We start from the raw sequence: 14,017 nt of genomic DNA, 5'->3' as shown, positions 1-14,017 counted from the left end.
TCGGACACATTATGTATGCCTCTTAATTTTATGCCGTCGTCGCGCTTGGGACGGTCGCCATTCGTCCTTTGGCTGGGAAATGGTTTGATCAAAAAGGTCCCGGCTTCGTCTTGTTTCCGTCTTTTTGTTTATATGCCGTTGGTTTTCTGATTTTAGGGACATTCCCGTCACTTTTCGGACTGTTGTCGACCGCGCTGATCATCGGTGTCGGTTCTGCCTCGATCTTCCCCGGTCTTCAAACGGTCATGCTGACGTATGCCGCTCCGCAGCAGAAGGGAAAAGCCATCTCCACCTTTTTCTTGGCATATGACATCGGATTTGGTCTCGGGGCTTTATTGCTCTTAAGCCTGGCAGCAGGCATCGGTTACTCGAAGATGTTCTTGTTTTGCAGCATCATCGTCCTTACCAGTGGTTTCATCTACTTTGTATTTAACCGCCAAAATCAACCTCTCCACGACCAAAAGCTCGCTTCTTAATGGCTTCATGTTCAAAAACACCGGATGCTTCCACATTCCGTTAAGAACGGTGGAGGTCATCCGGTGTTTTTGGTATAGGTGAATCAATGTGATACCGTTTGCGGGTGTAAATTCGTTCTCATTTGAAAACGTTGTTGCTTCAGTTCGATGATATGATTCGCTGCACGAGCAACTTCGGCTGAATGGGTGACGGTAATGACACAGCGATTCGACTCATGCGCCAACCGCTGAAACAACTGAATGATGTCAGCCGCTGTTTTCTCATCAAGCGCACCTGTCGCCTCACTCGTCACGGGGTCGACAATGCTCGAAGTCGCTGTTGTTTGCGATACGTAATTGACCGATTTCACTTTACTGAGTTTCGCAATGGATTCAATTTCTTCTAAACTGATTGCTTGTTGCTCGGGTCGCCCCCGTTCACCGGACCCTTGACGTTCTTGCATCTGTTTTTGCCGATCGACTTGAAGCGTAACTGTCGCCCCTAATTCCTTTCGTGCTTCTTCTCCCGCTGACTTCGCGGCATGTTGAATGGCAAATCCGGATAGAACCAGTGATCCGATGACCGATAAGATAATCAACAGAATCAACGTTTTCCCCTTTCGTGCCATGATGCTTTTTCCTGCCCGTTTTAAAAAATTCATCTGTCTGCCTCCTTTTATCTTCTGACTTCATCTTATCGAGCGGACCTGTAGACCACCTGTAGTCCGGCTGTATCTCAAACGAAGAAGACGAAAAAAATAAAAAAACGGGATGACATGACTGTCATCCCGAAGGCTCGTTCTGGCTATTAAGCACGCAATTCGGCGTCAAACGTCGATTGGAGTGCTTCGACCACCTGTTGATGGGCTGTCGTGACTTCCTCATCCACCAGTGTCCGTTCTTTATTTTGATACCGTAATGAAAATGCAAATGATTTTTGATCTTCCCGAACGTTCTCGCCGGTGTAGACATCAAACAGTTCCACTCGTTGCAGAAGTGGTCCTGCTGCTTGAGTGATGACGGTCTCGACTTCACTCGCCGTTACCGAGCGGTCAAGGACAACCGCGACATCACGCGTCATCGACGGGAAGCGGGAAATTTCTTGATACACGAGTGCTTCTTTGGAATGGAGGGCCATCGCATCCACTTCGAATACATACACTTCTTTTAACCCGTACTCCTCTTTAGACAACCCAGGGTGGACTTGTCCGACAAACCCAATCGACTCGCCGTTCAGGAAGACGCGTGCCGTCCGACCCGGGTGCATCGACGGCATCTTGACCGATTCATACGTCAAGGACACGTCAAGTGCCTCAGCCAACGTCTCCACAATCCCTTTCATGACGAAGAAATCCGTTTTGACATGTGTTCCGTGGACACGATGTTGTTCGGCGAGACCAACCATGAGACCGGCTACCATTTCCTGTTCAAGCGGTAATGTTTCCAGTGAGGCATCGCGCTGGAGATAAACACTGCCGAGTTCGTAGTACGCAAGATCGGCGTGCTGACGCGCGACATTGTGTTGCGCGACTTCCAACAATCCTGGAATCAGAGATGTCCGTAATGTCGAACGGGCTTCGCTGATCGGCATTGCCAGTTTGACGGGATGCAAATCGTGTTGCTCGTTAAATTGCATCGCCCGTTGTTCACTCGTCAACGAATACGTAATGGCTTGTGACAATCCGGCACCTTGAAGGAGACGACGAATGTGTCGACGGTGTTGATTCCGTTTCGGTAAGAATCCACGGCTTGCTTCGCGTGGCAGGCTCGATGTTAAGGCATCGTATCCGTACAGGCGTGCGACTTCTTCCGCTAAGTCCGCCGGAATCATCAAATCTTGGCGGCGTGTCGGTACACTGACCGTCAACGCATCTGCCGATAGTTCAACACCAAGACCAAGGCGTTCGAGCAAGTCCTGCATGACCGTACCTTCGATTTCCATTCCCAGACGATGGTTGATGTATGAGACACTTGCTTCGATCAAATGATCCTCCAGTTGCAGAGCACCGGCTTGCGCTGTGCCGGCAAGGATCGTCCCGCCTGCTACTTCCGCAATCAATGTCGCAGCCCGATCAAGCGCCAGAAGGACACGGCGTGGGTCGACGCCTTTTTCAAAGCGTGAACTTGAATCCGAACGAAGACCTAAGACACGGCTTGTTTTCCGAACCGAGATAGGAGCGAAATATGCCGATTCAAGGACGATCGATGTCGTCGTTGCATCAACTTCTGTATTCGCCCCGCCCATGACGCCTGCCAGTGCGACCGGACGCTCACCATCTGTGATGACGAGCATCGATGGGTCGAGTGTCCGTTCCACTTCATCCAGTGTCTGGAACGTTTCGCCGGCAGTTGCTTGACGAACAACAATCTGGTTGCCGAGTTTTTGGGCATCAAAAGCATGAAGTGGTTGCCCTGTCTCCAGTAAAACAAAGTTCGTGATGTCGACGACATTGTTGATCGGACGAATGCCGTTGGCGATCAAACGATTTTTTAACCAGAGTGGCGATTCGGCAATGACGATGTCCCGAATTTCACGTGCCGCGTAAAACGAGCAGGCTTCCGAATCCAGTCGGACTTCGACAGCCGTAGTTTCCGATGCTTCCGTCACGTCGACCGTCGGGAAGACCGGTTTCGTATTCAAGATTCCCGCGACTTCGTGGGCGACGCCGTACATGCTGAGACAGTCCGAACGGTTTGGTGTCAGCCCGAGTTCCAGAATTTCGTCATGCATCCCGAGCACTTCTAATACATCTTGACCCGGTTCGACGTTTTCCCGGAATGTATGGATTCCGTCCTGCTCGTCTTCGCGGATGTATTTTTTTTCAAAGCCAAGTTCTTCGAGGGAACAAATCATGCCTTCCGAAACAACTCCACGCAGTTTCGCCCGCTTGATTTTGATTCCCGGAAGACGTGCGCCGACACGCGCTACGATGACATCCTGTCCGACATCGACATTCGGTGCCCCACAGACGATTTGAACCGGTTCTGCTTGGCCGATATCGACGGTCGTGACATTGAGTTTATCCGCTTCCGGATGTTTTTCTTTCGTCAGAACGCGACCGACGACGATGTTGTTCAGTTCGGCGTCACGTACTTCGACCCCTTCGACTTCAATTCCACTTTTCGTAATCAAATCAGCGAGTTCCTGACCTGATGTTTGACGAACATCGACAAATTCCTGTAACCATTGTTTTGAGACTAACATCTGTTTTCCCCCTTAAAACTGTTCGCTGAAGCGAACGTCATTCGTATAGAAGTGGCGAATATCGTCGACGCCGTATTTCAACATGGCGATTCGTTCAATCCCCATCCCGAAGGCAAATCCAGACATTTTCGTACTATCGTATTCTGCCATTTCCAACACATGTGGATGAACCATTCCGGCTCCTAAAATTTCAATCCAACCTGTCTGTTTGCAGATGTTACATCCTTTACCACCACATTTGAAGCAGGAGACATCGACTTCGACCGACGGTTCTGTGAACGGGAAGAAGCTTGGACGTAACCGAATCTCACGTGCTTCACCAAACATTTGTTTAACGAACGCTTCGAGCGTTCCTTTTAAATCAGCCATCGAGATGTCTTCACCGACGACAAGTCCTTCGACTTGCATGAACTGGTGTGAATGCGTCGCATCATCTTCATCCCGGCGGTAGACTTTACCCGGGCAGAGAATTCGAATCGGTTCTCCTTTTGAAGCGAGCATCGTCCGTGCTTGAACCGGTGACGTATGCGTCCGCATCAAGATTTCGTCTGTGATGTAAAACGAATCCTGCATATCACGTGCCGGATGATCCTTCGGCAGATTCAACATTTCGAAGTTAAATAAATCCTGTTCGACTTCGGGTCCTTCCGCAATCGTGTAACCGAGACCCATGAAGATATCTTCGATTTCATCCGTCACTTGTTGCAACAAATGCGCTTGTCCGACTTGTTTCGGTCGGCCCGGAAGCGTCACGTCAATCGCCTCAAGTGCTAATTTTGCATCCATCTCTTGTTGTTTGACGTCTACAAGACGTTGCTCGAGCTCTGTTTGGATCACTCCGCGCACGGCATTGGCAATCTCACCCACGACCGGACGTTCTTCAGCCGATAATTTCCCCATCCCACGAAGGACTTCCGTAATCGGACCTTTTTTCCCAAGGTATTTGATTCGTACATCGTTTAATTCTTTTTGTGTACTTGCCTGATTTACGAGTTGCAGCGCTTCGTCACGAAGTGCTTCTAATTGTTCCCGCATGTTCATCACTCCTTTTCTCAAATAAAAAAATCGCCCCTTCGACACTATGCCGAAGGGACGATTCAATGTAATCGTGGTACCACCCTTGTTTGACCTGAATTCATCAAGTCCTCAAGTAGCGCGATAACGGGCGCTTCCCGTCACGATCTCTCGTGCGACTCCGGAGTGAATTCAGTCAGCGGATTCGTAAAGAAGCTTTCAGTCCAGGGCTTCTTCTCCCTAATCGAATCGTTTTCCAACCTACTCTGTTCCATCAACGTCTCATTATAATTGTTCTGCTGTCATTTACTTTAGCATGAACGGGTCAGTGATTCAATCCACGCTCGCAAAATGATACAGTAAAATTCCGGCTGCGACTGCTGCATTCAACGATTCCGCTTTTCCGCGAATCGGAATGTATGCCCGTCCATCACATTGATTGAGCAACTCAGGTGCAACCCCTTGTGCCTCGTTTCCGATGACCAGACCAATCGCACCGATGTTGCCGACTTCCGTATACGGTTGCGCATCCCGCAGTGCCGTTCCTAAAATGAAGACACCCAGTTCATGTAAATCTTGAATGGCGTCTTCCAGTGACATCATGATGACCGGAAGATGGAAAATGGAGCCTTGTGTTGCCCGGAGGACTTTACTGTTGTAGACATCAACCGTTCCGTGTCCAACGATGACGCCATCAAATCCAGCAGCATCCGCTGTCCGGATCATCGTCCCGACGTTACCCGGATCCTGAAGGCGATCCAGCAAGAGATAACGACCACGCTCTAAGCGTTCCGTCTGCTCTTTCATTTCGCAAACCGCGAAAATCCCTTGTGTCGTTTCGGTTTCGGATAATACTTTCGCAACGGACTCGTCGATTGTGATCAAATCAGCCGCATTCTTTTTCCAAGAACCCGGTACTTGAACGTCTTCACGGACGATCAATTCCTTGATGATGCCGGCACGGACCGCTTCTTCGACTAAATGTTCTCCTTCAATCAGAAAACGTTTGGTTTGCAAGCGTCCTTTTTTTGTTAAGAGTTTTTTCCATTGTTTGACGATCTCGTTTTTTGCGGAAGAAATATGTTTCATTGTTTACCCCTCATAAATCGCTTGAACCGTCTCTGCGTCTAAACGTTTTGTGACAGCGACGATCAAGTCGACAGCTGCCTCGAAATCTGCTTTGTGCATGATTGAAACGTTGGTGTGCAGGTACCGGATTGGAACAGTCAAGGCAAGTGAAGGTACCCCTGTATGCGACAGGTGGAATTTCGCTGCATCCGTTCCACCACCCGGTGTCAGATCCAATTGATATTTAATGTTTTCTTCTTTTGCGACAGTTGTTACGAAGTCAACCAATCCACGGTGTGCAATCATCGTTGCGTCAAAGATGATGACTTGAACACCTTCTCCGAGTTTCGACAACGCTTCCCGATCCGTCATACCCGGTGTATCACCCGGGATGCCCGTATCGACTGCAAAGGCAATCGTCGGTCGAATCAAGTTGGCAATCGTTTGAGCCCCACGTAATCCAACTTCTTCTTGGACGGTGGCACCGGCGAAAATCGTGTTCGGATGTCCCTCTTCTTTTAAACGTTTGATGGCTTCGATGGCAATCGCGCAACCTACCCGGTTATCCCACGCTTTTGCCATTAAAAAATTCTCATTTTTCATCACAGTAAATTCGCAATGCGGAACAACCGTATCTCCCGGTCGAATCCCCCAACCTTCTACCTCTTCTTTTGAAGTGGCACCGATATCGATGAACATGTCTTTGATATCAACTGGTTTATTGCGCGCTTCCGGTGGTAAAACATGAGGCGGCTTCGCACCGATGACACCTGGAATGACTTCGCCAGATGACGTAACAATGTTCATACGCTGTGCGAGAAGAACTTGTCCCCACCAACCACCGAGTGGTTGAAAACGAAGAAACCCTTTCTCATCAATCTTCGTGACCATGAATCCAACTTCGTCCATATGACCGGCAATCAGAATCCGTGGTGCATCTTCTCCTGCCCCTTGATGTTCAGCAAACAAACTTCCTAATCCATCTTGGTGAAAGGCTTCTGCGTGCGGCTCCAGATATTCCCGCATCAATTGACGGACTTCTTTCTCATTCCCTGGAACACCCGTTGCGTCTGTAAGACGTTTCAGCATATGTAATTGTTCGTTCATCTGATTTCCTCCTCAGTAACCGTTGTCTTGGCGAACGTGATTCGCCTCGTTTTTTGCGACATAAGCCTTGAAAATCATTTCTTGTGTAAATCCAAGTGTAGCACCTAATGCTAAGTAGGCACCAATTAAAACCTCATAGCTTTGCTCTGTTCGCGAAATCGCAAACACATTTGTTTTATTGTAGACATCCAAGAAGGCATCTGTCGCCGTCAAGTAATAATCTCCTTCGACAAAAGCGTTTTTACGATAATCCAACGAAAGCCCTAGCGAAAGCAGAAAATGGACACCGTCCACATATTCTTCGAGAATCGTGACTTGAGCGGATGGTCCTTTTGTCGACCAGAATTTAAAACAACGCGTTTCATTCGCAAGCTCACCAAGCTCCACTAACAGCGCCAGCAAACGTTCATCAAATTGATTTCCCGTCAAATTGTGTTCTGACTGAATCCGTTTATCCAATTGTTCCTGCATTTCAAAAAGTGTCAACCAGTCCATCTTAATTCTCCTTTTACTCTAAAAAAATTACCATAGCGTGCAAAAATGTGCTTTTTTATTTTACCATGAATCCAAAAAAATCGTCGGAGAATTAAATTCCCCGACGAATTGTTGAACTTAAGCGTTCAATTTTGCTTTTGCTGTGTCAGCAAGTGAAGCAAATGCAGTTGCATCTGTAACTGCGAGGTCAGCAAGCATCTTACGGTTAACGTCGATACCTGCAAGTTTGAGACCATGCATCATGCGGCTGTAAGAAAGACCGTTGATACGTGCAGCCGCATTGATCCGAGTGATCCAGAGGCGACGGAAGTCACGTTTCTTTTGACGACGGTCACGGTAAGCATACATGAGAGATTTCATGACCTGCTGTTTTGCAACCTTGAAGAGTGTATGTTTCGAGCCGTAGTAGCCCTTAGCTAATTTGAGTTGTTTTTTACGACGTTGACGAGTCGTATATCCGCCTTTTACGCGTGGCATATAAATTCCCTCCTAAATCTGTGTACGATTGGGTAAATTACTTAGCGATCATGTGACGGATACGTTTAAAGTCACCCGATGATACCATGCTAGCTTTACGTAATTTACGTTTCGCTTTAGTTGATTTGTTACCGAATAAGTGGCTTGTGTAAGCACGACCACGTTTCAATTTACCTGAAGCAGTACGTTTGAAACGCTTAGAAGCACCGCGGTGCGATTTCATTTTAGGCATGAGAGATTCCCTCCTACTTCGATTCGATTAGTCTTCTTTCTTTGGAGCAAGCACTAAGAACATGCTGCGTCCTTCCATCTTCGGTCTCTGTTCAATGACACCGAACTCGCTCAATTCTGTAGCGAGACGTTCGAGGACACGTCTACCGATTTCTGAGTGAGTGATGGCACGTCCACGGAAACGAATACTCGCTTTCACTTTGTTGCCATTCTCTAAGAACTTCTTCGCATTACGGAATTTCGTTTGGAAGTCATTCTCCTCGATCGTCGGGCTGAGACGAACTTCTTTCATCTGAATCACTTTCTGATTCTTCCGAGTTTCTTTGTCCTTTTTTTGTAACTCAAAACGGTATTTACCGTAGTCCATGATTTTGCATACAGGCGGCGTCGCTTGTGGTGCGACCATGACGAGGTCAAGGTCAGCTTCCTCAGCTAAACGTAACGCTTCCGTACGCGACTGGACTCCAAGTTGAGCACCATCCGCTCCGATAAGACGAACTTCTCGAGCGCGAATGCCTTCATTGATTAACAGATCTTTGCTAATGGTTAGCACCTCCATCGTGCAGAGCACGAAAAATGAATGATATAAAACGCTATAAAAAAAGCGTCGGCAGTTTTTCCCGCCCACACTCATAACCTATACAATAATCAGAGAACACTCTATCATCGCATATCATCATGATGGACCAGCACAGTTTACTATGCGTGGTGAGAAGCGGGATGCTTCTGCTTTGTTGTCATTTCACTTTGCTATCATAGCACTTGTTTTCCCTCAATGTCAAGCCGCTATATCTGTTCAACAGAACGTTGCTCAGTTACTTGATTATAATAGCAATCCTGTTCACGTTTAGCAAGAAGTTTCTAACTGACATACGCGGGGTATTTAAAAAAAGTATCGTTAACTTTTCAGAATTTGCAGAGCATTATTCTTTATTTAGAATAATTATTGTTTTATAATCAATGTAATCTTATACATAAGGGGGAATTATAAACATGAGTGAAAAACGATTAACAACGAATCAAGGTGTCCCGATTGGTGATAACCAGAACTCACGAACAGCTGGACGTCGTGGACCTACATTATTGGAAGATTATCAACTGATTGAAAAGATGGCGCACTTTGACCGGGAACGTGTTCCTGAGCGTGTCGTTCATGCCCGCGGTTTCGGAGCGCACGGTGTATTCACAGTGAAAAACTCCATGAAAAAATATACAAAAGCGGCATTCCTTCAAAATGAAGGAACAGAAGTACCGGTATTCGCTCGTTTCTCGACCGTCATCCATGGTACACATTCTCCGGAAACATTACGCGATCCACGCGGCTTCTCTGTCAAGTTCTATACAGAAGAAGGAAACTGGGATTTCGTCGGCAATAACTTACCGGTCTTCTTCATTCGCGATGCGATGAAGTTCCCGGATATGGTTCACTCTTTAAAACCAGATCCACGGACAAACATTCAAGATCCGGATCGTTACTGGGATTTCATGACGTTACGCCCGGAATCAACAAACATGTTGATGCACCTCTTTACAGATGAAGGAATCCCGGCAAGTTACCGTAAGATGCGTGGTTCTTCTGTCCATGCCTTCAAATGGGTGAATGCGCACGGAAACACGGTTTACGTTAAATTACGTTGGGTTCCGAAAATCGGCGTCCATAATCTCTCTGCGGACGAAGCAACAGAAGTACAAGGAAAAGACTTTAATCATGCTTCGAACGATACGTTCCAAGCCATTGAAGACGGCGAGTTCCCAGAGTGGGATCTTTTCGTACAGGTCCTTGACCCTGCCGATGTTGATAACTTCGACTTTGATCCGCTCGATGCAACAAAAGATTGGTTTGAAGATGTCATCCCGTTCCAACATGTCGGAACGATGACGCTTAACAAAAACGTCGATAACTACTTTGCTGAAACAGAGTCAGTCGGCTTTAACCCGGGTGTTCTGATTCCAGGGATGTTGCCGTCAGAAGATAAGTTGCTCCAAGGACGTCTCTTCTCGTATTCAGACACGCAGCGTTACCGTATTGGAACGAACTACCAACAACTGCCGATCAACTGTCCGTTCGCGCAAGTCAATAACTATCAACGTGACGGTGCCATGCCTGTCGGACAACAAACGAGTCCGGTCAACTATGAGCCGAACCGTTATCAGGACGAGCCGAAACAAACACCTGAATACACGGAAGAAAACCAACCGTTGTATGATGATATTCACGGACGTCTTGAAATCGAAAAAACAAATAACTTCGGACAAGCCGGTGAAGTTTACCGTCGCTTAACAGAAGAAGAACAAACAGCTCTTCTCAACAACCTCGTGGATGACCTAAAACAAGTCCGCCATGAAAATACCGTCTTGCTTGCGATTTGCAACTTCTACCGGGCAGATGAATCACTCGGTAAAAAATTATCGGAAGCTTTGCAAGTCGACATTCAACCATTCTTGCAACAGATGCAAAAATAATCATTCAAAAAAAAGTCTATTCCGCAAAGGAATAGGCTTTTTTTATGGAACAAAATTAAACCGTTCCGATGTCTCTGCTGAAAACGTGCCTAACTTCGAAAACAAGACAACTTGATCCACTCCGACCTCATTCACCTCGTTCTGGCGAAAACTCAATTTTTCTTTATCCGTAAATCGGTTGTAGATCGGCTTAAATCCATAATTGACGTGGGGTTGAAATTGAATCGCCCGGTCTGCATGTTCCAGTCGATTTTGTTTGATGCTGCCACCAACTATCCCGCGCCCTAAAATAGCGATTGCTTTTCCGTCTGCTCGACGGACGTTGCGAATCGTGTTGTTTTGAACAACAGGCTGGCTCCAATTCATCATCGAAATCGCATGATCCTTCGTCCCGTCAATCACATTGTTCAGAATGCGGACAGCGGTATGCGGACGATCTTGCGAATATTGATGCGTCCCGACGGCTACATTGATGTGAGTGAAGCGGTTGTTGCGAATCGTAATGTCGTGATTGGGCGTCCGGTCTTGGGCCGACCACTTCCATTGAAAGCCTTTTGTGATCGGATCCGGTGTATCCAAGTTGATTGATTCATTTGGACCTGTCCCCGCCAGCATCTTCGCATCGACGAAATGCATATTTTCGATGAGTGCCGTTTTCGTCGCATCCAGTTCAATGGCATGTGATCCATATTGATTTCGAATCGTGATTCCTCCGAGGTACAAGTTTTCGTTGTGCGCAATCGCAAACGCCGAGCCGCGTGGGAAATGATTCAAATCAATTTGAGCATTCCCTTGCCCGATGATTTTGATGTTTTTTGAACCGCCATATTTTCCGACGGTTGTATGTAACCGCAAAACAGAAGGTGGCACGAAATCGAAGATACTTGTCGTTGCCTGAATCTTTGATGTGCCGGTCTCATTCGTTTTCTTGAGGATGACCCCATTCTCCAGAATGATTGTCGTATTGGAAGGAATTCCGACACGTAACGGGGACAGATAGGTGCCTTTTGACAAGACTAATGTTCCGCCGCCCTCTTTTTCGATTCTTTCGAGGTAGGACCGTAACGTATAATGATTTTTTGTTTTGGCATTGTACGTTGAATAACTTCGTAATACGGGATCAATCGGCTCGGTTTGTGGTGTGATCCGGTAACTTTTCATACTCTTGGCATGTTCCGGATGCGGCACAAGCCAAAAAACGAGCAGCAGACAAATTCCAAAAACCAGTCCTTTTTTCATGTTTCGACTCCCCTCCTTACATCTGTTATCGGTAGCGGGAGATCAACTCTGTAGCCGACAAAAAAGAGAATGGCTGATTCGCCATTCCCTTTTCCGTTAGTTCATCTGTTATTTTGAACGGTTTGCAATTTCCTGTTCTAAATCGAGGACAAACTGTTCAAGTGAAGCATTACTTGAATCTTTTGAACCGTAACGGCGGATATTGACTTCGCGCGCTTCGATCTCTTTATCACCGAGAACCAGCATGACCGGGACTTTATTAACTTGTGCTTCCCGAATCCGGTAGCCGAGTTTTTCGTCACGGAAGTCCGTTTCGACACGGATTCCTTTTTTCAAGAGCATTGCTTTGATTTCACGTGCGTAGTCTTCATGCACGCTCGAAACCGGAATCAGCTTGACTTGAACCGGTGCGAGCCACGTCGGGAAGGCCCCTTTGTACTCTTCGATCAAGTAAGCCACAAACCGTTCCATCGTCGAAACGACACCACGGTGCAAGACGACAGGACGATGATCTTGTCCATCGTTTCCTTTGTATGTCAGCTCAAAGCGTTCTGGCAAGAGGAAGTCGAGTTGGACAGTCGACAATGTTTCGTCTTTACCGAGTGCTGTACGGACCTGCACGTCAAGCTTTGGTCCGTAGAACGCGGCTTCGCCTTCCGCTTCGAAGTACGGCAGCTCCAGCTCATCCATTGTTTCTTTTAACTCACGTTGCGCCATTTCCCAAATCGCATCGTTGTCGAAGTATTTTTCTTTATCGGCCGGATCACGGTACGACAGGCGGAACTTGTAGTCGGTAATCCCAAAGTCCGCGTACACTTCTTGAATCAAGTGGACGATGGCTTTGAATTCTTCCTTCATTTGATCCGGACGAACAAACGTATGCCCATCGTTCAGGACCATGTAACGAACGCGTTGGAGACCCGTTAAGGCACCCGACATTTCATAACGGTGCATCCCGCCGAGTTCTGCCACACGGAGCGGCAAATCACGGTATGACCGCGGTTCATTTTTGTAGATCATCATGTGGTGCGGACAGTTCATCGGACGCAGGACCAACTCTTCATTGTCCATCTCCATTTTCGGGAACATATCATCTTGATAGTGGTCCCAGTGTCCGGACGTTTTATACAGTTCGACGGAACCGAGAACCGGTGTGTAGACATGCTCGTAACCGAGTTCGAGTTCTTTGTCGACGATATAACGCTCGACCGTCCGGCGGATAGCCGCCCCTTTAGGTAACCACATCGGCAACCCTTGGCCGACATCTTGGGATGTGAAGAACAAATCCAGTTCTTTCCCGAGTTTCCGGTGATCTCGTTCTTTTGCTTCTGCCAGGAAATGCAGGTGTTGCTTCAACTGGTCTTTGTTGGCCCACGCTGTTCCGTAAATCCGTTGCAGCATCTTGTTTTTAGAATCACCACGCCAGTATGCGCCGGCAATGCTCATCAATTTAAAGACTTGCAGCTTGGCTGTCGCCGGTACGTGTGGTCCACGGCATAAGTCGAAGAACTCTCCTTGACGGTAGAATGTCAAATCTTGATCCGCTGGAATCGATTCAATCAGTTCGATTTTAAGAGGATCGTTTAATTCCTGATAGACGGCCAACGCTTCATCACGCGAGACGACTTCCCGCTCGATTGGTAGGTTCTCACCGGCAATCTTATTCATCATCTTTTCGATTTCCGGAAGGTCTTCTTCTGTCAGACGACGCTCCATATCGATGTCATAATAAAAACCATTTTCAATTGTCGGTCCGATGCCAAGGTGAATCGTTTCATCCGGGTAAAGACGTTTGATTGCCTGAGCCATCAAATGCGCCGATGAATGGCGAATCAAATCGAGTCCTTCTTCCGAATCCGGCATGACGAGTTCAATTGAACCATCTTCTTCGATCGGACGACGGTAATCGATCACTTGTCCGTTTAATTTAGCAGCAAATGCTTTTTTTCGTAATCCTGGACTAATGGACGCGGCAACTTCTTCAGCTGTTGTTCCGGCGGCAAACTCTTTTACCGCACCATCTGGAAATGTAAGAGCAATATTTGACATGACTGCTTCCCCCTTGAAATAAAATAAAAAAGACCCATCCCTCAAAAAGGGACGAGTCTCAATCTCGTGGTACCACCCTCGTTCCCGAACATGTTTCCATGCACCGGCTCGAACACGCGGTAACGGGCGTGACACGCAAACGGATTAGCCCCGCTTGAGCTATGAGGGAGTAAAGAAATGAACGGATTCCATGAGAAGCTTTCACCATCCTTCT

At 47.3% G+C, this 14,017-nt stretch carries 12 protein-coding genes and 1 pseudogene; 2 read left to right on the top strand and 11 right to left on the bottom strand.

Translation table 11 applies throughout. The annotated features are described in order from the left end of the window. Window positions 1-44: 44 nt before the first annotated feature. Window positions 45-476, top strand: a pseudogene (locus tag P397_RS0105605) (MFS transporter); the annotation flags it as partial. 83 nt (window positions 477-559) lie between these two features. On the opposite strand, the gene P397_RS0105600 reads toward P397_RS0105605, so the two are convergent. The 9 genes from P397_RS0105600 to infC form a co-directional block, all read right to left on the bottom strand. Further along, a complete protein-coding gene (locus P397_RS0105600) occupies window positions 560-1,117 on the bottom strand; it encodes a hypothetical protein (RefSeq protein ID WP_028105881.1) in 558 nt (185 codons plus the stop codon). Window positions 1,118-1,263: 146 nt separating this feature from the next. Next, complete coding sequence (gene pheT / locus P397_RS0105595; protein ID WP_028105880.1) at window positions 1,264-3,660, bottom strand: phenylalanine--tRNA ligase subunit beta; 2,397 nt, start codon at window positions 3,658-3,660, stop codon at window positions 1,264-1,266. 12 nt (window positions 3,661-3,672) lie between these two features. Beyond that, on the bottom strand, window positions 3,673-4,695 hold the full coding sequence (pheS, locus tag P397_RS0105590) for a phenylalanine--tRNA ligase subunit alpha (RefSeq protein WP_028105879.1): 1,023 nt from the start codon (window positions 4,693-4,695) through the stop codon (window positions 3,673-3,675). 312 nt (window positions 4,696-5,007) lie between these two features. Further along, window positions 5,008-5,763, bottom strand: coding sequence for a TrmH family RNA methyltransferase (locus P397_RS0105585; protein WP_026832359.1), 756 nt, complete (start codon window positions 5,761-5,763; stop codon window positions 5,008-5,010). A gap of 3 nt (window positions 5,764-5,766) precedes the next feature. Then, on the bottom strand, window positions 5,767-6,849 hold the full coding sequence (locus P397_RS0105580) for a M42 family metallopeptidase (protein WP_026832358.1): 1,083 nt from the start codon (window positions 6,847-6,849) through the stop codon (window positions 5,767-5,769). 12 nt (window positions 6,850-6,861) lie between these two features. Then, on the bottom strand, window positions 6,862-7,344 hold the full coding sequence (locus P397_RS0105575; RefSeq protein ID WP_026832357.1) for a dUTP diphosphatase: 483 nt from the start codon (window positions 7,342-7,344) through the stop codon (window positions 6,862-6,864). A gap of 117 nt (window positions 7,345-7,461) precedes the next feature. Then, entirely contained in the window at window positions 7,462-7,821 is a 360-nt protein-coding gene (gene rplT, locus P397_RS0105570; RefSeq protein WP_012371057.1) for a 50S ribosomal protein L20, read from the bottom strand. Window positions 7,822-7,858: 37 nt separating this feature from the next. Continuing rightward, window positions 7,859-8,053: a 50S ribosomal protein L35 gene (rpmI, locus tag P397_RS0105565; RefSeq protein WP_012371058.1), complete on the bottom strand. Its 195-nt coding sequence runs from the start codon at window positions 8,051-8,053 to the stop codon at window positions 7,859-7,861. A gap of 27 nt (window positions 8,054-8,080) precedes the next feature. Further along, a complete protein-coding gene (gene infC, locus P397_RS0105560; RefSeq protein ID WP_012371059.1) occupies window positions 8,081-8,611 on the bottom strand; it encodes a translation initiation factor IF-3 in 531 nt (176 codons plus the stop codon). A gap of 434 nt (window positions 8,612-9,045) precedes the next feature. Between infC and P397_RS0105555 the strand changes: the two genes are divergently transcribed. Next, window positions 9,046-10,515: a catalase gene (locus P397_RS0105555; protein WP_026832356.1), complete on the top strand. Its 1,470-nt coding sequence runs from the start codon at window positions 9,046-9,048 to the stop codon at window positions 10,513-10,515. Window positions 10,516-10,557: 42 nt separating this feature from the next. On the opposite strand, the gene P397_RS0105550 is transcribed toward P397_RS0105555, so the two are convergent. Together P397_RS0105550 and thrS are read right to left on the bottom strand one after the other, a co-directional pair. Next, window positions 10,558-11,754, bottom strand: a complete 1,197-nt coding sequence (locus tag P397_RS0105550; RefSeq protein ID WP_028105878.1) for a glycoside hydrolase family protein — start codon at window positions 11,752-11,754, stop codon at window positions 10,558-10,560. 108 nt (window positions 11,755-11,862) lie between these two features. Next, window positions 11,863-13,803: a threonine--tRNA ligase gene (thrS, locus tag P397_RS0105545; protein WP_026832354.1), complete on the bottom strand. Its 1,941-nt coding sequence runs from the start codon at window positions 13,801-13,803 to the stop codon at window positions 11,863-11,865. Window positions 13,804-14,017: the final 214 nt, after the last annotated feature.

The organism is Exiguobacterium undae DSM 14481, from assembly GCF_000620805.1.
GTDB lineage: Bacteria > Bacillota > Bacilli > Exiguobacteriales > Exiguobacteriaceae > Exiguobacterium_A > Exiguobacterium_A undae.
The sequence above is the reverse complement of the archived record's forward strand: the minus strand, read 5'-3'. Positions and strand labels throughout refer to the sequence as shown.